This is a genomic window from Chryseobacterium sp. GM_Chr_2 (assembly GCF_026540445.1).
Lineage (GTDB): Bacteria > Bacteroidota > Bacteroidia > Flavobacteriales > Weeksellaceae > Chryseobacterium.
In genome coordinates, this window is sequence record NZ_JALNUD010000008.1 from 64683 (window position 1) to 85180 (window position 20498).

23 protein-coding genes and 4 tRNA genes are annotated in these 20498 nt (G+C 34.1%); 19 read left to right on the plus strand and 8 right to left on the minus strand.

Annotated features, from left to right (window positions below; genetic code table 11):
* Positions 1-16: 16 nt before the first annotated feature.
* From OXQ85_RS13220 to OXQ85_RS13280, 13 genes are all read left to right on the plus strand, one after another.
* Positions 17-706, plus strand: coding sequence for an OmpA family protein (locus OXQ85_RS13220; RefSeq protein ID WP_267405141.1), 690 nt, complete (start codon positions 17-19; stop codon positions 704-706).
* Between the two features lie 106 nt (positions 707-812).
* Positions 813-1700 (plus strand): decaprenyl-phosphate phosphoribosyltransferase, encoded by an 888-nt coding sequence (locus tag OXQ85_RS13225; protein ID WP_267405142.1) that lies wholly within the window; start codon positions 813-815, stop codon positions 1698-1700.
* Entirely contained in the window at positions 1700-3016 is a 1317-nt protein-coding gene (locus OXQ85_RS13230; protein WP_267405143.1) for an FAD-binding oxidoreductase, read from the plus strand. The genes OXQ85_RS13225 and OXQ85_RS13230 overlap by 1 nt, the downstream gene beginning before the upstream one ends.
* Positions 3016-3741: an SDR family NAD(P)-dependent oxidoreductase gene (locus OXQ85_RS13235; protein WP_267405144.1), complete on the plus strand. Its 726-nt coding sequence runs from the start codon at positions 3016-3018 to the stop codon at positions 3739-3741. The genes OXQ85_RS13230 and OXQ85_RS13235 overlap by 1 nt, the downstream gene beginning before the upstream one ends.
* 223 nt (positions 3742-3964) lie before the next feature.
* Positions 3965-4216 carry a hypothetical protein gene (locus tag OXQ85_RS13240; protein WP_267405145.1) on the plus strand — a complete coding sequence of 84 codons (252 nt, stop codon included), beginning with the start codon at positions 3965-3967 and terminating at the stop codon, positions 4214-4216.
* Between the two features lie 161 nt (positions 4217-4377).
* The gene (locus tag OXQ85_RS13245; RefSeq protein ID WP_267405146.1) at positions 4378-4965 is read left to right on the plus strand and encodes an HAD family hydrolase; all 588 of its coding nucleotides are present in this window, start codon (positions 4378-4380) and stop codon (positions 4963-4965) included.
* 23 nt (positions 4966-4988) lie between these two features.
* Entirely contained in the window at positions 4989-5465 is a 477-nt protein-coding gene (locus OXQ85_RS13250; protein ID WP_267405148.1) for a hypothetical protein, read from the plus strand.
* A 2-nt stretch (positions 5466-5467) separates the two neighbouring features.
* Entirely contained in the window at positions 5468-6643 is a 1176-nt protein-coding gene (locus tag OXQ85_RS13255; RefSeq protein ID WP_267405150.1) for a cysteine desulfurase family protein, read from the plus strand.
* A gap of 85 nt (positions 6644-6728) precedes the next feature.
* Positions 6729-7046 carry a thioredoxin gene (gene trxA / locus OXQ85_RS13260; protein WP_267405151.1) on the plus strand — a complete coding sequence of 106 codons (318 nt, stop codon included), beginning with the start codon at positions 6729-6731 and terminating at the stop codon, positions 7044-7046.
* 134 nt (positions 7047-7180) lie between these two features.
* A tRNA-Asp gene (locus tag OXQ85_RS13265) sits at positions 7181-7254 on the plus strand.
* A gap of 35 nt (positions 7255-7289) precedes the next feature.
* Positions 7290-7363 (plus strand) — tRNA-Asp (locus OXQ85_RS13270).
* 35 nt (positions 7364-7398) lie between these two features.
* Positions 7399-7472: transfer RNA gene (locus OXQ85_RS13275), tRNA-Asp, on the plus strand.
* 36 nt (positions 7473-7508) lie between these two features.
* Positions 7509-7582 (plus strand) — tRNA-Asp (locus tag OXQ85_RS13280).
* A 380-nt stretch (positions 7583-7962) separates the two neighbouring features.
* Here the strand turns inward: OXQ85_RS13280 and OXQ85_RS13285 are convergent.
* Both OXQ85_RS13285 and OXQ85_RS13290 read right to left on the minus strand, forming a co-directional pair.
* Positions 7963-8280, minus strand: a complete 318-nt coding sequence (locus OXQ85_RS13285; protein WP_267405152.1) for a nuclear transport factor 2 family protein — start codon at positions 8278-8280, stop codon at positions 7963-7965.
* A gap of 41 nt (positions 8281-8321) precedes the next feature.
* Positions 8322-9185, minus strand: a complete 864-nt coding sequence (locus OXQ85_RS13290; RefSeq protein WP_267405153.1) for an SDR family oxidoreductase — start codon at positions 9183-9185, stop codon at positions 8322-8324.
* 54 nt (positions 9186-9239) lie between these two features.
* Between OXQ85_RS13290 and OXQ85_RS13295 the strand changes: the two genes are divergently transcribed.
* The 4 genes from OXQ85_RS13295 (at position 9240) to OXQ85_RS13310 (ending at position 12424) form a co-directional block, all read left to right on the plus strand.
* The gene (locus tag OXQ85_RS13295) at positions 9240-9614 is read left to right on the plus strand and encodes a helix-turn-helix domain-containing protein (protein WP_267405154.1); all 375 of its coding nucleotides are present in this window, start codon (positions 9240-9242) and stop codon (positions 9612-9614) included.
* Between the two features lie 183 nt (positions 9615-9797).
* Positions 9798-10241 carry a hypothetical protein gene (locus OXQ85_RS13300; protein WP_267405156.1) on the plus strand — a complete coding sequence of 148 codons (444 nt, stop codon included), beginning with the start codon at positions 9798-9800 and terminating at the stop codon, positions 10239-10241.
* Between the two features lie 249 nt (positions 10242-10490).
* Positions 10491-11249 (plus strand): helix-turn-helix transcriptional regulator, encoded by a 759-nt coding sequence (locus OXQ85_RS13305; protein WP_267405157.1) that lies wholly within the window; start codon positions 10491-10493, stop codon positions 11247-11249.
* Between the two features lie 134 nt (positions 11250-11383).
* The gene (locus OXQ85_RS13310) at positions 11384-12424 is read left to right on the plus strand and encodes a L,D-transpeptidase (RefSeq protein ID WP_267405159.1); all 1041 of its coding nucleotides are present in this window, start codon (positions 11384-11386) and stop codon (positions 12422-12424) included.
* On the opposite strand, the gene OXQ85_RS13315 is transcribed toward OXQ85_RS13310, so the two are convergent.
* The 3 genes from OXQ85_RS13315 to OXQ85_RS13325 all read right to left on the minus strand — a co-directional run bounded on the left by OXQ85_RS13315 (position 12421) and on the right by OXQ85_RS13325 (position 15022).
* A complete protein-coding gene (locus tag OXQ85_RS13315) occupies positions 12421-12951 on the minus strand; it encodes a hypothetical protein (protein ID WP_267405160.1) in 531 nt (176 codons plus the stop codon). The two genes, OXQ85_RS13310 and OXQ85_RS13315, sit on opposite strands and share 4 nt — an antisense overlap.
* Position 12952: 1 nt before the next feature.
* Positions 12953-14275: a PDZ domain-containing protein gene (locus tag OXQ85_RS13320; protein WP_267405161.1), complete on the minus strand. Its 1323-nt coding sequence runs from the start codon at positions 14273-14275 to the stop codon at positions 12953-12955.
* 108 nt (positions 14276-14383) lie between these two features.
* Positions 14384-15022, minus strand: coding sequence for an alpha/beta hydrolase-fold protein (locus OXQ85_RS13325; RefSeq protein WP_267405162.1), 639 nt, complete (start codon positions 15020-15022; stop codon positions 14384-14386).
* A gap of 239 nt (positions 15023-15261) precedes the next feature.
* Here OXQ85_RS13325 and OXQ85_RS13330 point away from each other — a divergent pair, with 239 nt between their 5' ends.
* A complete protein-coding gene (locus OXQ85_RS13330) occupies positions 15262-15717 on the plus strand; it encodes a hypothetical protein (protein ID WP_267405163.1) in 456 nt (151 codons plus the stop codon).
* Positions 15718-15778: 61 nt separating this feature from the next.
* Here the strand turns inward: OXQ85_RS13330 and OXQ85_RS13335 are convergent, their stop codons facing one another.
* Together OXQ85_RS13335 and OXQ85_RS13340 are read right to left on the minus strand one after the other, a co-directional pair.
* Entirely contained in the window at positions 15779-16417 is a 639-nt protein-coding gene (locus tag OXQ85_RS13335; RefSeq protein ID WP_267405164.1) for a response regulator transcription factor, read from the minus strand.
* A complete protein-coding gene (locus OXQ85_RS13340; RefSeq protein ID WP_267405165.1) occupies positions 16404-18371 on the minus strand; it encodes a histidine kinase in 1968 nt (655 codons plus the stop codon). Before OXQ85_RS13340 ends, OXQ85_RS13335 begins: the two co-directional genes overlap by 14 nt.
* A gap of 205 nt (positions 18372-18576) precedes the next feature.
* Here OXQ85_RS13340 and OXQ85_RS13345 point away from each other — a divergent pair, with 205 nt between their 5' ends.
* On the plus strand, positions 18577-18996 hold the full coding sequence (locus OXQ85_RS13345; RefSeq protein ID WP_267405166.1) for a hypothetical protein: 420 nt from the start codon (positions 18577-18579) through the stop codon (positions 18994-18996).
* Between the two features lie 124 nt (positions 18997-19120).
* Here OXQ85_RS13345 and tyrS read toward each other — a convergent pair whose 3' ends face one another.
* Positions 19121-20416, minus strand: a complete 1296-nt coding sequence (gene tyrS / locus OXQ85_RS13350; RefSeq protein WP_267405167.1) for a tyrosine--tRNA ligase — start codon at positions 20414-20416, stop codon at positions 19121-19123.
* Between the last annotated feature and the right edge of the window lie 82 nt (positions 20417-20498).

The following is a 20498-nucleotide window of genomic DNA, read 5'->3' on the forward strand; positions in this document are numbered from 1 at the left end:
ATAAAAGATTAAAAAAATGAAATTTACAAAAACATATATAGGAGCTCTTTTCTTATCATCAGCTTTATTGCTTACAAGTTGTGAGGCAGTGCAAAATTCTAATCACCAACAAAGAGGTACGGCAGTAGGTGTTGCATCTGGAGCGGTACTTGGTGGTATTTTAGGAAATAACGTAGGTAAAGGTAAAAATGCAGCCTTAGGAGCAGTTCTAGGAGGTATTATCGGTGGTGTTGCAGGTAACGTTATCGGTAATAAAATGGATAAGCAGGCAAGAGAAATTAAAGAAACTTTGCCGGGTGCTGAAGTAGAAAGAGTTGGGGATGGTATTAAAATTACGTTGAATGAAAGTATCGTAAACTTCGATTTTGATTCCTCTGCGCTTACAAGTACAGCAAAAACAAACTTAGATAAATTAGGTCAGGTTTTGATTAACAATCCTGATACAAACATTAATATCTATGGACATACAGATAGCAAAGGTGCTGACGACTACAACATGAAGCTTTCTGAAAGAAGAGCAAATTCTGTAAAGGCTTATTTAGCTGGAAAAGGTATTGCTTCAAGCAGATTATTCGCTTTAGGTGAAGGGGAAAGCAAGCCCGTAGCTTCTAATGATACAGATGCTGGTAGAGCGAAAAATAGAAGAGTAGAGTTCGCAATTACTGCAAATGAAAAAATGATTAACGATGCTCAACAAGGGCAGTAATTAATTTAATATATAAATATTTTCGTAAACAACCGCTTCGGCGGTTTTTTTTGTATTTTTATGCAATAATTTTGAATTTATTACCTTTGTAACTGATTTCACATAAATGAAGAAATACCTAAAACTGCTGCGTGTAGAGCAATGGGTAAAAAACCTGTTTGTATTTGTCCCTCTATTTTTTTCCGGCAGTATTCAGAACATAGACTTATTAAGTAAAAGTATTTTTGCTTTTATCATTTTCTCTTTAGCTGCAAGTGTCGTTTACATTCTAAATGATTATAATGATATTGAAGCTGATCGACAACATCCCGAAAAACGACGAAGACCGTTGGCAAGTGGTGCTATTTCAAAATCAAAAGCGATTGGAATCCTTATAGGAATCATCGTTGTTGATATTGCCTTAGTATTCCTGGCTCAAAACTATTTTGAAGAAGATCTTTGGAAGTTTGCCGCAATCATTGTCACTTATTTTGTGATGAATTTGGCTTATACATTCAGGTTAAAGCATGTTCCGATTATTGATATTTGTATCATTGCGATCGGCTTCGTCCTGAGGGTTTTAGCTGGAGGTTATATTACGGGAATTAACATTTCTCAATGGGCTATTTTGCTGACTTTTGTCTTAGCATTAGTTCTAGCGATCGGGAAAAGAAGAGGTGAATTAATTAACGCGCAGGTTTCAGGAAAAACAAGAAAGGCGCTGGATGGTTACAATGTTCAGTTTGCAGATATTGCTCTTTCTATTTCTGTGACGTTGGCTATCATCTGTTATTTGATGTTTACGTTATCACCGGAAGTGCAGGCGAGATTTCACGAAAGAGTTTTTTATACTGTAATTTTTGTTGTTTTTGCCTTCTTAAGGTATTTACAGCAAACATTGGTGTACAACCGAACAGAATCGCCAACCAAAATTGTGTACAGAGACAGATACATCCAGATTACCCTGATACTGTGGGTAGCTGCATTTTTAATCCAAATCTATTTTAAAAAATAATGAAGCCGAATTTTGTACAGAAGGTTACCAACTGGGGTAATTTTCCCGTTGTGGAAAAAGAAATGAAGTCTGAAGACAGCTTCAAAAATATACGAGAATTTGTTCTGAATCATAATGAAGTAATCGCCCGCGGAAACGGCAGATGTTACGGAGACTCTTCATTAGGCGAACATATATTTTCAACAAAAAGATTAAATAAATTTATCAGTTTTGATCGTCTGAACGGAATTATTGAATGCGAATCTGGGGTTTTGCTTTCTGAGGTATTGGAAATTTCCGTTCCACAAGGATATTTTTTATATGTAACTCCGGGAACTAAATTTGTTTCCGTCGGAGGTGCAATTGCTTCTGATGTACATGGTAAAAATCATCATGCTGAAGGTTGTTTTTCAGAATATGTAATCGACTTTAAGTTGATGATTGAAAACGGCGATATCATCACATGTTCAAGAGACGAAAATTCAGATAAATTCTGGGCTACCATTGGTGGAATGGGATTGACGGGAATTATTCTTTCAGCAAAATTCAAGCTTAAAAATATAGAATCGGCATATATTCGTCAGGAAAGCATTAAAGCAGAAAATCTTGATGAAATTTTCAGATTATTTGAAGAAAGTGAAAGTTGGACGTACACCGTGGCGTGGATCGACTGTCTTCAAAAAGGAAATAATATCGGAAGAAGTATTTTGATGCGAGGCGAACATGCTTTTCAACATGAGCTTCCAGAAAGTTTCAAGAAAAATCCATTACGATTAAAGAAAAAATTTGAACCAACGGTTCCTTTTTATTTTCCGGGTTTTGTTTTGAATGCTTTAACGGTGAAAATTTTTAATTTTCTATATTATAAAAAACAGTCTAAAAAGGAGGTGAAAAGCTTTACCGATTTTGAAACCTTTTTTTATCCTCTTGATTTCGTGAATGACTGGAATAAGATCTATGGAAAGTCAGGATTCATCCAATATCAGATGATGATTCCAAAAGAAACGGGAAAAGAAGGAATGAAAAAAATTCTGGAAACGATTGCCAATAGTGGAAACGGCTCTTTCTTAGCAGTTTTGAAACTTTACGGAAAAGAAAATCCTCAGGCTTACAACTCTTTCCCTTTTGAAGGATATTCTCTCGCATTGGATTTTAAAGTGAATTCAAAATTGAAAAAATTAATCGAAAAATTAGACGATATTGTTCAGGAGTACAACGGTAAAATTTACCTTACGAAAGACAGCATGAGCAGATCGTCTCTTACCAATTATCTTAAAAATGTTCAAAGCTCAAAATTTGTGTCTTTGCAGCACAAAAGAATCATAAATAACAGCTAATGATAGTTCTAGGAAGTACGTCTGAAGTGGCGCAGGCTTTTGTTGAAAAAGCACTACAGGAAGGCGAAAAATTTGAAAAAATTTATCTATTTACCTCAAATAAAGAAACCACAGAAAGGTTTGCAAGACATATTGATGTAAAATTTCTGCAACAATCTGAAGTTGTTGAATTAGACTTAATGAAACCCATTGATTACAATCAGTTGGAATACATTAATTCCAATTTACTGTTTTGTGCTACAGGATATTTGGGTGAAGGCACGGAAGAAGGCTTGTATGATAATAAAAATACAGAGAGAATCATCGATATTAATTACTCGAAACTGGTTCCTGTAATGAATTATTTTGCTCAAAAATTTGAAAGTAGAAGATCTGGAACGATCATCGGTTTATCATCGGTAGCGGGTGAAAGAGGAAGACAGAGTAATTTTATTTATGGAAGTGCTAAAGCTGCTTTTACTGCTTATTTAAGTGGTTTGAGGAATTATCTTTTCGATAAAAAAGTGCATGTTCTTACCATAAAACCTGGATTTATGGCTACTAAAATGACGGAAGGTTTACCTTTAAATCCAAAATTAACAGCAACTCCGAAACAGGCGGCTGACTGTATTTTTAAGGCATACAAAAAACAAAAAAATGTAGCTTATGTTTTACCTATTTGGGCAATTATCATGATGATTATTAGAAATATTCCTGAATTTATATTTAAAAAATTAAAGCTTTAATTTTATTTTGAAAGATAAAATTTTATTTAAATCTAACCTTCTTTCAATTAATTTTTTTGTTTTTTCTTTGGGATTTATTTTCTTCAGTTTAATAACAGGGTATATTTATCACTCGCTGGAAATACATCCGGATGACGATTCGAAAATTGTAGTTTATATTCTCATTTCAATATTTTTGATAGGTGCATTAGGCTCTTTGTTTTATTTTCTAAAAACGGAGATTATGAAGGCAACTCAGGATAATTTTATTATTTCCTGTCAGTTTTTACCTTTTTCAAAAAAGATTTTGATTGAAGATATCAAGGAATTTAAACAATTACCGAAACCTGTAAAGTATTCGGATGGTTTTGATAAACCGAAAACCGTTTCTACGATTTTTGAAACATCAATTATTCTGAAAAATGGGAAAGAAATCAAAACTTATGCTTTAAATGATTCTGAGTTTATTGAAGTGAAAAAATTAATGAGAAAATAAAACGAAGCCCATCTACGTTTGATATAAATACATAAATTATTGCCGAATTTGCTTTTCAAAATTTATCTGTAATTATTCTTAATAAATTGCTTATTTTTGATTGCTCGGTGAGCAAATGCTTTAATTAACAACTCGTAACATTTATCCTAAGCCATAACTCTATGAAAAAATTGTATTGCTTCGACTTTGACGGAACCCTTACTTACAAAGATACCATGTTTATGTATCTTAAGTTCTACGATTCTGCTAAGTTTCGTGTACAATTTTTGAGACACGTGCCACTTTTTATTTTGTTGAAATTAAAATTAGCTGAGACAGAAAAGGTGAAAAAGAGCTTTATCGGTTCTATTCTTAAAGGTCAGTCTCAGGAAAAAATTGAGAAAAAAGCCAAACAGTTTTTTGAGGAACATTATCCTAAAATCGTAAGAGAGAACGCATTAGATTTTATAAATAATATCGATAGAAACAATACACAAAGCTTACTGGTAACGGCTTCACTTGATATTTGGACCAAACCTTTCGCTGAGGCATTCCAAATGCAGCTGGTTTCTACGCGTGCCGAGTTTAAAGACGGGGTTTTTACAGGAAATTTTATTGGTAGAAACTGCAACGGAAAGGAAAAACTGGTAAGGATAAAAAGTGAAATAAACGACCATAAATACGATAAAATCATAGCATTTGGGGATACTTCCGGCGACAAGCCAATGCTGAAATGGGCAAATGAAGGTCATTATCAATTTTTTCACTAATTTTGGGTGGTAAAAATGTAAAAATGAAAAAACTGCTTATTTTGTGCTTTGCAGCCGTAATGAGTTGCACAAGTACAAGCACACCATCCCAAAAGTCATCAGACATGCAGACAAAAACTGAAATCATCGCTTCCGAATCACAAGGTGGTGCGGATGAGGCTGGTTTTAAAATTATTAAAAATGATGCTGAATTTCAGAAAGCATTGAAAGGAAACTCTTCTCAGCTAATTGTTGAAGGAAGTGAACCCGCGCCTGAAAAAACAATAAAATTTCCTACGGATAAGAAAGTGGTTTTGTATAATTCAGGTATGTTCAGATCCGGAGATCACAGAATTACTGAGATCAAAAGTGTTTCTGTAAAAGATAATGTGCTGTATGTTGAGGTTCCCTATGTGGAACATGGCGGGATGGAAATACAGGTAATTTCTAATCCGTACGTGATTTTTACAGTTCCATCAAATTACAATTTCACCTCTGTAGAATTAAAATCTTCAAAATAAAAATGAATAAGATCTATTTAGATAACGCTGCAACTACGCCACTTTCAGAAGAAGTTATCGATGCCATGGTAGCAACCATGAAGATGAACTTCGGAAATCCTTCTTCCACCCACAGCTTTGGGCAGGAAGCGAAGATTCTTATTGAAAATGTGAGAAGGCAGGTTGCTGATTATCTTCATGTAACTCCCGCAGAGATTATTTTTACGTCTTGCGGAACAGAGTCGAACAACATGATTATAAAATCAAGCGTTGAACACCTTGGAGTAGAAAGAATTATCAGTTCGCCTTTAGAGCACAAATGTGTTTCTGAAAGTATTTTGGATATGAAGGCGAGAAAAGGAGTAGAGGTAAACTACATCCGTCCTAATGAAAAAGGAGATATTGATTTAAATAAGCTTGAAGAATTACTGAAAGCTTCGGATAAAAAAACATTGGTGAGCTTAATGCATGCCAATAACGAGATTGGAAATATTGTTGATATTAAGAAGATCGCAGAATTGTGTAAGGCTAATAATGCTCTTTTCCACTCAGATACGGTGCAGACTATGGCTCACATGAATTTAGATTTATCTGATATTCAGGTTGATTTTGCTTCTTGCAGTGCGCATAAATTCCACGGTCCAAAAGGAGTTGGTTTTGCTTTTATCAGAAAATCCAGCGGTTTGAAAGGAATTATTACCGGAGGTCCTCAGGAAAGAAGCTTAAGAGCAGGAACAGAAAATGTGGCAGGAATTGTAGGATTGGGTAAAGCATTGGAACTTTCATTAAATAATATGGAAGTATATACCAACCACATGCAGGAAATCAAAAACTATACAGCTGAAAGACTTTCTGCCGAGATTCCGGGTATTAAATTCAACGGAAGAAGTGCTGAGCAGGAAAATAGTCTTTACACGGTTTTAAGCGCTTTATTGCCTTATAAAAACCCTTTAATCGGGCTTCAATTAGATATGAAGGGAATTGCAATTTCTCAAGGAAGTGCATGTTCTTCGGGAGCTTCTAAGCCATCAATGGTTATGATGATGGTTTTATCAGAAGATGAGATGGATCATTGTACGCCGCTTCGTATTTCATTTAGTCATTTAACAACTAAAGAAGATATCGATACTTTTGTAAACGCTCTGAAAGAGATCTCTAAAGATTTCGTTATAGAAAATACAAATGTTGAGCATAGATAGTCTTATTAGTCAAAAATCGTAATTTTGAATATCCAATTAAGGATTACAAACAGAATATAATATTAATTTAAATAAAAGAAACAAAATGGCTTTAGAAATTACAGATAGCTCATTTCAGGAAACGGTTTTAAAATCAGAAGTACCGGTATTAGTAGACTTTTGGGCTGTATGGTGCGGACCGTGCAGAACATTGGGACCAATTATCGAAGAAGTTGCAAACGATTTCGAAGGAAAAGCAGTAGTTGGGAAAGTAGATGTAGACAACAATCAGGATATTTCTATGCAATATGGTATCAGAAATATTCCTACAGTTCTAATTTTTAAGGGCGGAGAAGTTGTTGAAAAATTAGTGGGTGTAACTCCAAAAGAGGTGATCGCAGAAAAATTAAGCGCTCACTTGTAAAAATAATAAATTTGATAATGAATGCTTTCCGCTTTTGGAAGGCATTTTTTTTGAAATAAATTTGCAAGTAAGGAAAAAAGTTGTACTTTTGCAATCACAAAAAAGAAACGAAGTTCTTACAACAAAACGAAAATGATCCGGTAGTTCAGCTGGTTAGAATGCCGCCCTGTCACGGCGGAGGTCGCGGGTTCGAGTCCCGTCCGGATCGCAAAAGTTTATCAATTTACTTTTAAAACAAAATTAGATCCGGTAGTTCAGCTGGTTAGAATGCCGCCCTGTCACGGCGGAGGTCGCGGGTTCGAGTCCCGTCCGGATCGCAAAAGTTTTCTCAATTTACTTTTAAAATAAAATTGATCCGGTAGTTCAGCTGGTTAGAATGCCGCCCTGTCACGGCGGAGGTCGCGGGTTCGAGTCCCGTCCGGATCGCAGAAAGTTTTCTCAATTTACTTTTAAAATAAAATTGATCCGGTAGTTCAGCTGGTTAGAATGCCGCCCTGTCACGGCGGAGGTCGCGGGTTCGAGTCCCGTCCGGATCGCAACTACAATATTAAAGTAGTATAAAAAGCTTTAAAACATATGTTTTAAAGCTTTTTTTCTTTTTATCTTTAGTCATTTTGAAAGGATCCCTATCTTTCGTTAACCGATCACGCTCAGGAAATTTGGACAGTTTTGAATACCTTGATTGATTTTGGTTTGTCAAATCGCCAGCAGATTATAAAATCTCTTTATCCCGATAAGACAAATTGATTTCTAAATTTTTCTCAAATTATGAGATGATCGTTGAAGTCAGGCTGGCCTTTCGCTTTATTTGGGTGAAAATATTCAACCTTTGGAAGGATTTATAATTTGAATTTAATTTAAACCAAAAAAGCTGAGGTTCTCACTTCAGCTTTAATTAATTCTATCAGTTAAAATACTAACCGGTTATTTTCAATGACTGGATATATCCTTCAGACAACTGAAAATAATACTTTAAAACAATCGGGCTTCCCGGAAAATTTCCTGAAGTTTCCGCCGATAAGATGTTTTCGGTTTCGTTATAGTCTAAAGGCTTCATTGTAGCTTCATATTCTTTGTTGGCTTTGTCAATCCATTTTTCAATTTCAATTTTTCCGTTGTGGGTCTTGCCTTCGTCAAATACTTCTGCATTTTCGGTAAAACAATTGGCATACGCTGTACTGTCAAATTCGTTTTGCGCTTTCACTAATTCTGAGATAACATTTGGTAATTTCATTTTATTAAATTTTTAAGGATTACTATTAATTTCTTTGAATACTAAATTGTCGGAACTGTACCGCCATCGATTACAAATTCAGTTCCTGTTAAATAATTGGCTCTTGGCGAAACAAGAAATCCAACCAATTCAGCAACTTCTTGCGGTTCAGCAGGTCTTCCAAAAGGAATTCCGCCCAATGCATCCACAACGCCTTGTTGAGCTTCTTCTATAGAAATATTTGAATTTTGAGCAATGGTTTCCAGCCATACTTTGACATTTTCTGTTCTAATCCATCCTGGTGAAACAGTCAGAACACGAACACCTTTTGGTGTCACTTCATTAGATAAGCTTTTGCTGTAGTTTCTCAATCCCGCTTTTGCAGCTGCATACGGCAAAGTAGAATCATACAAAGGCAATTTACCCTGAATGGAAGCAATGTGAATAATAACGCCAGTTTTGCGCTCAATCATTTGTGGTAAAAATCCTCTATCCAATCGAACAGGAGCCAACAAATTAGCTTGTAATGTTGATTCCCAGTCTTCATCACTTAGTACATTAAAACCGCCTGCTGGTGTTGATGAAGAACCAAGGTTGTTCACAAGAATATCAAGTCTTCCGTAAGTTGACAATACTTCACTGATGACTTTCTGAGTTCCTTCAGTTTTACTCAAATCAGCTGAAATAAAATGCAGATTATCGTTTTCTTTTTCAGGAGCGTTTCTGGCGGTAATGATAACTGTTGCTCCACCTTGCAACAACCTTTCTGCAATTGCTTTTCCGGTTCCTTTTGTCCCGCCGGTTACCAAGGCAATTTTACCTTGAAGTTCATTGTTGTAATTAAATTGATTTTCCATTGTCGATTTCTTTGATACAAATTTCGGAAGTATCACTTTCCCAAGCAATAACGGAAAATCGAATTGCATAGGGATAATTTTTTCCCCTATTGTACAATTTGGTACATTGAATTAAATTTGTGTATGCACGAACGAAAAATACCTTTAAATTTAAACTGTGGTCTTGACCTTATTGGTGAAGTCCTTTATGGCAAATGGAAAATCCGCCTGTTATGGTTTATCAATCAAGGACATCTGCGTCCTAGTGAATTGCAGCGTAAAATTCCGGATGCTTCAAGGAGGGTTTTAAATATTCAATTAAAAGAACTTGAAGAGCACGAGCTTGTTACGAAGAAGATCTACGCAGTTGTTCCCCCAAAAGTTGAATATTCTCTTACGGATTTTGGAAAGACCTTAATTCCGATAATTTCTGCATTGGGGTATTGGGGAGATGAAAATGAAGAGAGGCTGAGAAGAGTGATTTTAAATAGAATGGAGGACAAATATAAAAATGGATAACCCCTAAATCTAAGTATATAGTTGCCTAAAATTTTACAAGTTGCAAACTATAAGCTAGATTAAAACAAAAGTGATTCAAATAAGAACAAGTCCCGTCCGGATCGCAAAAAGTCTTCTAGAAATTGGAGGCTTTTTTTATGTCTAAATTTTTCCTATATTTAATAGAATAAAGCACACCAAATAATGACCAAACGAAAATTTATTTTATTCTCTATTCTTAAAACTTTTTTATTTTCAGTAATAATTTCCTGGATTTTCTTTTTTCTTTTAATTTATGTTACCAGAAAACCGATCACTGAAGAATATCATCCGAAGTGTGATATGAGCGGGCTCGCTTACGGTATTTCTCTGGGAATTTACATAGCATTGAGTTTATCTTCCTTTACGGCTTTATTGTCGATTTTAAAGCCTTTTCAAGATAGATTGAAGTCTTGGCTTTGTTGGTTTCTTTTGCCTGTTTTAATCACTTTATGGAGTGTTTTCTCCATGTCGGACGGAAAGCTGGATCCAGAGGTATCAATAAGCTTTTTGATTATTTATTTGCCTTGGTTCCTTTTTTGGGGAATTTATTACTATCGATATAAAAACACAAAATTGCTATATCTTAAAAATGAAAATACCGTCTGAAATGACGGCATTATTGATTAGTTTATAAGGGTTTTCATGGTTTGTGTTTTCTGAACTAACTTTTAGAATTAGTTTTTTACCTAAAATTTGTGTTTATACCTCTTTGGTTTTATGGTTAAAAATTTCCACCCATATTTGAAATATTGACAAAAATACAATTGCTTGTATTGCAAGGAACTACACTTTTGTGTAGATTTGTTTAGTAATGGCAAAAACTACCCTTTCAGGTAGTCGTCATATTTTAACTTAATGGAAGAAATAAACAGGTTTTTTAACGAAAAAAATGAAATAGAATCTGATGCTAAGATTGACTATTCGCAGAGAAATGATTATCTGGAAGCCGTAAAGGCGTTCTCAAGAATGTCGTATCAAAGTCTATATATTATTGATTATTTTGATAAAGCATTCGAATATGTGTCGGATAATCCTTTGTTTTTATGTGGAATGACTTCGGAAGAAGTGAAAAATTTAGGCTACGAGTTTTATTTTAAAAATGTAAAACCTGCAGACCTGGAATTATTGGTGAAAATTAATAAGGCCGGATTTGATTTTTATGAAAAGCTCTCGATTGAGGATAGAAAAAAATATACTATTTCTTATGATTTTTGTTTAATTAATGAAAGGAAAAATGAAGTTTTAATTAATCATAAACTAACGCCGTTTTTTCTTACCGAAGACGGGAAAATTTGGAAGGCAATCTGTATGGTTTCCCTTTCGAATGCACAATCTTCAGGAAATGTTGTCATTAGTAAAGAGAGAAGTGATGATCTTTGGAATTATGATGTTGATGCCGATAAATGGTTCATAGAAGAAAAGAAAAAACTTTCTCAAAGAGAACATGAAATATTGAGTCTTTCGGCAAGTGGCTTGAAAATAACTGAAATTGCAGATAAGATATTTGTGACGGCTGATACCGTAAAATTCCACAGAAAAAAACTGTTCGAAAAAATAGGAGTTAATAATATTGCGGAAGCTTTAGCTTATGCTAAAAATAATAAGTTATTGTAAATCAGTTTCTATTGATTTAATCAAGATTTAAAAAATTACCGTTTTTTTACGGTATTTGCTTGGATAATTTTCAGGATTAAAAATTAGGTCTGATATTTGTATTGAGTAGCAAAACTAATTGACTCATTATTTTTATGAAAAACATTCTTGTGAAAAAATTATTTCTATGTACGCTTATTGTTGCGTTTTTTGTAGTTTCCTGTAAAAAGGAAATCGAAAAAGTAAGCGATGCAATTACAGATACAGCAACCTCAATCTCCGATACTCCAGAAGAAGTTGAAAAAGATACCATAAAGCAGGATTCTCCTGTGGTAGAAAAAGAATCTATGCCGCCGGCAATGCAGGAAACCGGATTCTACAACGCTTTTGTTCTTCCGAAAGACAAAAAACTGAGAGATTCTGCCTACGCAATTTTCAGTAAAAAATATAATGAAAGAGAGCGTTATGCAATTTTAGCTTTAAACCGATTAGATTCTAAAAATAAATGGAACTCTGATACATTGGTAGTTCCTGCAAAAATAGATACAACTCTAATGTCTTATTCGCCTTTCCCAATGCAGCTTGATGTGTTGAGTGGTGTGAAAAAGTTTGTTGTTTTTTCATATCCTCTTCAAGCTTACGGAGTTTATACAGACGGAACTTTGGTAAAATGGGGCCCGACAAGTATGGGTAAAAAAACGGCTAAAACAAAAACAGGTTTAACATTTGCCAATTGGAAAAAGCAACTCGCCATTTCTACCGTAAGCAGCGAATGGAAACTTCCTTATAACTTCAATATCTTTAATCTTGATGGTATCGGATGGCATCAGTACGATCTTCCGGGGTATCCTGCATCACACTCGTGTTTAAGATTATTGATGAAAGATGCTAAATGGTTGTACGGCTATGCAGATACTTGGGTTTTGAATCCTGGAGGAGCGACTACAAAGGCAAAAGGAACAGCAGTTTTGGTGTACGGAGACTACAAATGGGGGAAAAGAAAACCTTGGAGAAATTTATTGGAAGATCCTAATGCCAATAATGTTTCCGTGGAAGAAATGACCAAAATGATCGAACCTAATGTTGATAAAATTATAAGAGAACAGGATAACAGGATAAAAGTGGTAGATTCCATTAAAGCGGCAAAAGCGATGATTCAGCAGATGCCGGAAAATCCTAAAACACAGTCTCCTTAATCTTCATTTTTCTTTTCAAACTGTAAGGTAGATTCTTCGGCAAACTGTCTTAGCTTCAGCATTTCTTCTTTGCCTTTATGTTGTCCAAATCGTGCTGCTGCATAGGTTAAAGCAATAAAAATTAGCATAAGAAAAGAAGCATGTATCGCCCAAGGATATTCGTGACTGTTAATCTGTTTTTCCACATAATACATCGTGAAAAACGTCATCCACAGAATTGAAAACGAAAAATAAAGAAACATAAAAAATGTCCAAACCGCAGAAGTAGGTCCGAAAACACCTCTTATTGCGGTTTGTTCGTCTTCAATCTCCACTCTTAAAGCAAGTTGAGGTTTCCAGTAATTATCTTCTTTCGTTTCTACGCAAATCGTTGCCACTTCTTTATTAATGTTTCCTGAAAATTCATCTTTATGTTCCAGCAAATATTTTTTTAGATTTTCGGCATATTCTTCTTTGCTTAAATGCGTAAACATTTTAAACCTCGGTCGGGTACGGATTTTATCTAATGTTGTTTCTTCTGTATTCATATTATTCTTGATAAGGTATTGGGTCTTCTAGCGTAAAGCTTACGGTTAATTTATCTAATTTTCTCTGAACAACCATATTAATGGTTCTGCCTTCATAGGATTTCATGAGTTCCAGAATTTTTTCCATAGTCATGTCGGCCGTATTATTTCCATTAATGCTAATCAGTTTATCATCTTTTTTTAATCCAGCCTTATCGGCAGGAGAATCTTTTCTTACTCCGGCAATGGAGAAAACTGGTTTTAAAGTAAATTTATACTGTAAACTATTGCTGTTATAGGCTTCTATACCATTTGACGGTTTCGTTTCCACCTTTACAATATCACTAGCCCATTCCATGCCATCTTGTTTAAAATCGAGTCCGCTCATGTTAAAATGAAAAGGATCATCAAAATTTTTATTTTTTCGTAAATAAACTTTTTGATTCGGATAATCGAAAACAACGGTGAAACGTCGCATAATTTCCCCACCAATGGAGCCTTTTCTGTTTTCAACCAAATGAACGTGCTGAATGGAGAATTCATCCGGCATTGCAGTCAACGGTTTTTCAAATTTAAAATTACCTAAATAAAAATTGTGAATTCTGCTTCTCTTTCCAAAAATATCGCCATTAAAGCCTCTTCCAAGAAAATCATCAATATTCGGACGGTTATAAACAAAATTTTTAATCAGAGTAGGGAAGAGCCAGATAGGATCGCTGTTTCCAAGATCAATCAATAATTTTGAAGGATTCTTTTCATTCGTCATTTCAACATCAGCCAAAATATAAGGCTTACTTTTTTCGATGGTAATTGGAAGTTCGATAAATCTTTTCGTTTTCTTCTTAAAGAAAGTATCATCATTATAAATAGTAATTTTTTTACCCGAATAATCAATGGAAATTTTATGATTTTTAAAGAAATGATAACCGATAACGCCATTCACCGGAATTCCGACGTGGGAAGAGATATTAAACTCCTGATCTACGATAATAAAAACGGTCATGGAATAATTCACAAAATTATCTCCGATTTTAGCAATATTTCGATCAGAACGGTATCCGTCTATACTTAAATCGCCACCCAACCCAGAAAACTTTATTTTTTCAATATTATCAAGCTGAATTTGTGTGTTTTCAAGACTGAATAATAAAGTTTCAGCCACTCCGGTATCTAGGAGAAAGGTAAGTTCAACACCATTAATATTGATGGGAATAAAAATTAGATTATTGATAAGTTTAAACGGAATTGTCGTTTTTTTACCTTCTTTTACCTCAAAACTATTTTGAGCATTAAAAAAAATGCTGAAAAATAGAGCTATCACTGAGATAAAATACCGAAGTTTCATCTATTGAATTTACTGAAATTATCTCTAATAAAAATAAAAAACATCCTCGAGGGTGAGAATGTTTATATAAATGTTAATAATTTGTTTCAAATGATAGGTATTTGCTAATTATTTAGAAAAGAATTCCATCAAATCCATATAATTCTTTTGATTCACACCATGGCCGCTCATATATTCTCTAAAAGTGAAATAACAACTAAGATCATATAAAAGATCAGCAGCTTTTCTTCCCCAATCCATAGGGATTACCGCATCATCCGTTCCGTGAGAAACGAAGAATCTTAAACGCTCCAACTTCTTTTTATCTTTCACAATATCATCCAGCAATTTTTCTTCCGGATAAGAGCTCAAACAAGCTACATAGTTGAACATTTCAGGATATTTTAACGCCAAAGCATAGCATAAGATTCCTCCCTGGCTGAAGCCACAAAGGTGAGTTTTACCTTCTGTAATCCCGTAATGATTTACAATTTTTAAAATATTTTCCAACACAGAATTCAAAGATTCTTTTGCCTGCGGAACATCAATAAAGTTTTCTGGAGCATTAAAATCTATGTCAAACCAAGAAAATCCTTCAAATTGCGTTTCTCTCGGCGCTCTGAAGCTTACGATAATCCAGTCTTCAGGAAGTGTTTCTCTGAAGCTGAAAAGATCCTGCTCATTGCTGCCATAGCCGTGAAGCATAAAAAGAATAGTGGTATTGGGGGTGATATTTTCGGGTTCGCGAACGATGTAATCTAAATTCATAGCGCAAAGATAATTAATAATGATTTATCTTGATATTGTAAAAATGAGACCATTTCTAATGTTATGACAATCTGGCTAATTCTTGGGTTTGATCTTTCCAAGAGATAAGCAGAAATTACATGATAAACATTTATTGATTTGATATTGTTTAGAAATCTTTGTTGGAAAATTTTCAAAAAAGTTATTTTTATATTGATAAAAAACTTATATTTGAAACATTAAAAATCTAATTGGAAAAAATGAAGCAATTTTACAACTCTAAAAGTTTACGAAGACTTTCCTTTTTATTTGTCGCATTATTCTCAATGACTACTGTTATGAATTCTTGTAAAAAAGATGATGACGATGAAGATAAACAGCATATTGTACAATTTGAAACAAAAATAGTGACAGGTGGTCCTACACCTGCGCCAACACCTCCGGTTACGGGTAAATTCAATGCTATTGCAACACAAGTTGGTACTGGTGCTGAAACAAATTATACAGCTACAGGAATTTCTTGGAAAAGCGATGAGTTTTTTGTAAATGAGAGCCAGTCTCAGTTAAGAGTTGCTGCAAGTGCAGATCTTCCTTATGCAGATTCTAAGCTGATCGTCCTTATGTGGATCGACAGCGAAATTGCTAAAGCAGATACTGTTGTTGGAAAAGGAACAAACAAAGTAGCTAGCGTTACACACAGTTTCTTAGAATTATAAAATTTAAAGACTTAAAAATTTAAATAGTAAAAGCCGATTCATTTTGAGTCGGCTTTTTAATTTATTCTTCAATTAAATTTTGCTGTAATGCTAAGGTAATAAGCTCTGTAGAATTTTTTGCCCGGAATTTTTGAAGTAAATTTTTTCGGTGTGTGTCTACAGTAAGCGGACTTAAAAATAACTCTTCTGCAATAACAGCGCTGGTTTTTCCTTGGGCAACCATTTTAAGAATTTCTTTTTCCCTTTTGGTAAGACGTGGAATAATGAATTCATTTTGAGAAGGTTTACTGATGATTTCTTTCGTTTCATTACAGAAAACAATATTCCCCGAAAGCGCGCCTTTAATGCAATCAATCAATTCATCGATAGAAGTATTCTTTAACAAATAGCCACTTGCACCATTCTGAATACATTGCATAATAATGCTCCTTTCTGAACGGTTACTGAACATAATCACGGAAGTATTAGGCGAAATCATTTTAATTTTTTTACATAATTCGATTCCGTTTGAATCGGGCAAAGTGATGTCTAGTAAAATAATATCAACTTCATTTGATTGTACAAAATTGATAATTTCTAACCCTGAAGTAAAGGTTTCAACCACATTAAAAATTGACTGATTATTCAGCATTATTTTCAATCCTTCTATAACGATCGGGTGGTCGTCTACAATCGCTATATTTATTTTATGAGATGGCATGGGTATTCAGTTCGATATTAATATTGGTTCCTTCGCTGTCAGAATTGATTTCCATTTTTCCTTTCAAATAATCAACGCGATTTTTCAGATTTCGGATTCCCATACTTTTGGATGTTTTGTAAATATTTTCATCAAAACCTTTTCCGTTGTCTTCAATGGTAATCATAAAGTTTTCGTCAGATTGTGAACATTGAAGCAAAATATTTGTCGCTTCCGAATGTTTTACAGCATTGGCTAATAATTCCTGGATGATTCTGTAAATATTTTTCTGAATAGATAACGGAAGATCTTTATTTATATTTAACGATTGAAATTCTATTTCTAAATCTTTTCTGGTATAAAATTCACAAAGATCATTCAAAGCAGTTTCCAGTCCGAAATTTAATAATGATTCAGGCATCAGATTTCTTGCAACATGCCTTAATTCATTCACGGAATTATCTAATTGATGTAAGATTTTATTAAAACCTTCGTGCTGATCTGTTTCAAGATGAGTAGAAGACCATGCTGAAAAGTTGATTTTAATTCCGGCGAGCATTCCGCCAAGCCCGTCGTGAAGGTCTCTGGCGATGCGCTCTCTTTCTCTTTCTTCACTTTCAAGAATAGCTTTTGTAATATTTAATTCTTCTCTTTGTTGAATCTCTTTCAGGTTTTGCTGATGATTGATTTCTCTTTGCTTAGCCAATTTTTTATTATACAGATAAATGGAAATGATTAAAATAATTAAGAATAAAGAAGCTAAGCCTAATATCCATAAATATTGATTCTTTTTATTGATTTCCAGTTCTTTTTGGGCAATTTTTCTTTCTTTTTCTGCCGTGTTAAACTTCGTTTCAAGCTTATTGATTTCCAGTTTTACATTTTCAGAATTTAAGCTGTCGCTCAGTTTTGAATAATTTTTTTCCCAAGTTAAAGCTTCAGTAGGATTTCCCATTTCTTCACTCAAGCTCGAAAGCTGTTTATACACAGATTTTTTGTTATTGGCGTCGGCCATCAGTGTTTTTTCTTTCAGAATATTTTCAAGCACAGCCTTCGCATCACCGAATTTTTTTTGCTTTCTTAAAATATCATATTTGTTAAAATAAAACATCTGAGCCAAAAGACTTAGATTAAATTTTTTAGCATAAATCAAACCTTTATCAATAGAAATTAATGCTTCGTCATGTTTTTGCTTGGTAATAAAATACAATGTTTTACCATAATAAAAGGAAGCATTTAATGAAGAATCTGGATATTGATTAATGATTTTCTCGGCTTTATCAAGGTTTTTTTTTGCTTCATCTCCTTTAGCCTGATAACAGAAGTTACTGGCTGTATTTAAATACGCAAAAAATAGTTCTGATGAATTGGGAGCTACTTTTTCAAGAATGTCTAATGCTTTTTTATTGTAATTTCCGGCTTTTTCAAATTCTGCATTATAGGTAAGAATAATAGCTAACTGAGAATATAAAAAGCCTAATTTTTTACTTTCAGGATATTTTTCAAGTAAGGGAATTGCTTTTTCTAAGATTGTTTTCACCAAAAAAGGATAACCTTCTTTATTTTTTTCGGCAACTCCATAGTTATACCAAGATAACGCCTGAAAATAATCTGATTCTTCAGATTTTATTTTTGATAACTCTTGAATTGCCTTTTGATAAGCATTTGCAGCTTTTTCTTTATCTTTTTCAAGAAGATATTGTCCTTTATAATAATAATATTTTGCAGCTAAAAAAGGAGAATTTTTAGTTAAATCTTTGCCTAATTCTAAATATTTTTTACTTGTTAAAGTATCTGTATTTCGATAATAGTTGGAAAGAAGAAAATAGGCTGTTGCCTTAGAGTTTCCGTTACTTTGGGTTTCAATAACAGTCTGTAAACTATCCGTATATTTTTTTTCGTTGAGCGGAACAATTTGTTGTGATTGTAAACTAAATGAAAATAAAACAAATATTAAAAGAGAAAAATGCCTCATTATAACCATCAAATTCAATTATTTATCAAATAATTTACAAGATAGATAAAATTTTCTTCAGATAAAAATCTACCAGAAATTAGGTAGAAAAAATTACTGTTTTTTGAGGATTGAAAGCCATTAGCTGTAGTTCTAAATTTGCAGAACCAAATCACTTATTATAGACTTAAGTAGTAGTAAAAATTTAAACCAAAAAAGGAAATTTATGAAAAAAATGAAACTAAATCATTTGTTGAGGGGGACGTTTGTTGTATTGTTAGCAGCAATGTTTATCGGGTTTGTATCTTCTTGCAGCAGCGATGACGACGACAATCCTGTAAACGGAGCAGGAAAGCAACACAAAGTTGTTTTCAAGGCAATTGCTTCTTCAGGAAGTAACATTGATGTTGCAGTATACGGAATCGACGGAAATCCAACCACTGCAAGCAGCTTAAGCGGCGAAACATGGTCAAGTCCTGAAATTACATCTGAAAAAGGGGCTTATGGAGCTAATGTAGCAGTAAATGCAATAGGGGCAAGTGCTTCATCTACATTAAAAGTTCAGATCTGGGTAGACGGAGAATTGAAGAAAGAAGGAACTTCAAGTGGACAATACCTTTCTGCGTCTGCATCTTACACATTCTAAAATTAATAACTTTCGAAATAGTTGTATTAATAAAATCGCTGCAGGATTTCTCTTGCAGCGATTTATTTTTTATTTTTAGGTTTCGGCGGTTTTGTCTTTGACAAAACCGCCGAAACTATTTTCACTAAATTACTTTTACGATAAAATAACTCTTTTTACCTTTTTGTAATAATAGGAACTTTCCGTCAATCAGGTCAGCTTCGTTAGCCGTATAAACCTCATTGATTTTATTTTTGTTGACAGAAATTGAGTTTCCTTTCAATTCTCTTGTCGCTTCACTTTTCGATTTCAAAAATCCTGACTTTTCAGAAAGCAGATCAACGATATTTACTCCCAACACATCAGCTTTCGCGACTTCCTTTTGAGGAACACCATCAAAAATTTCAAGGAAAATTTCTTCGTCAAGACTTACTAAATCTTCAGCAGTTGAACGTCCGAAAAGAATTTCAGAAGCTTTAAGAGCTTTTTCATATTCTTCTCTTCCATGAACCCAAACAGTCACTTCTTCTGCTAATTTCTTCTGAAGTTTTCTTTCGTGAGGAGCTGTTCCATGTTCTTCAATTAAAGCTTCAATTTCCTCTTTTCCTAAGAAAGTGTAGAATTTAATGAATCTTTCAGTATCAACATCCGTTGCATTCAGCCAAAATTGATAGAATTTATAAGGTGACGTTTTCTTTTTGTCAAGCCAATAGTTTTCTCCGCTTTCAGACTTTCCGAATTTTGAACCGTCAGCTTTGGTAATCAAAGGAACCGTTAAAGCAAATGCCTCTCCCTGAGCTTTTCTTCGGATCAATTCTGTACCCGTCGTGATATTTCCCCATTGGTCAGAACCTCCCATCTGAAGCTTTACGCCCTCGTTTTGATATAAATGTAGGAAATCGTAACCCTGAATCAACTGATAAGTAAATTCCGTAAAACTCATTCCGTCTGCACCAGATTCTCCAGAAAATCTTTTCTTCACAGAATCTTTCGCCATCATGTAGTTTACAGTAATATTTTTTCCAACATTTTTCGCAAAGTCAAGGAAAGAAATATTTTTCATCCAATCGTAATTGTTTACCAATTCTGCTTTATTGGTTTCATTTCCGTCAAAATTTAAGAATCTTGCCAGCTGACTTTTCAAACACTCAACATAATGAAGCAGCGTTTCTTCATCCAGAAGATTTCTCTCTGCAGATTTCCCTGAAGGATCACCAATCATTCCTGTAGCACCACCAACCAGCGCAATCGGCTTGTGACCGTGCTGCTGAAAATGAGCCAAAATTTTAATCTGAATAAGACTTCCGATATGTAAAGAATCTGCGGTTGGATCAAAACCGATATAGGCTGAGGTCATTTCCTTGTTCAGTTGTTCATCCGTTCCCGGCATCATGTCGGCAAAAAGCCCACGCCATTTCAGTTCTTCAATAAAAGAGTTCATTATTTTCTGCTTTAAAATTTTAATGTGCAAAGATAAGAAATTCGATATTAAGTAAATGCTAAAAAGCTAAGAAAGGAATAGA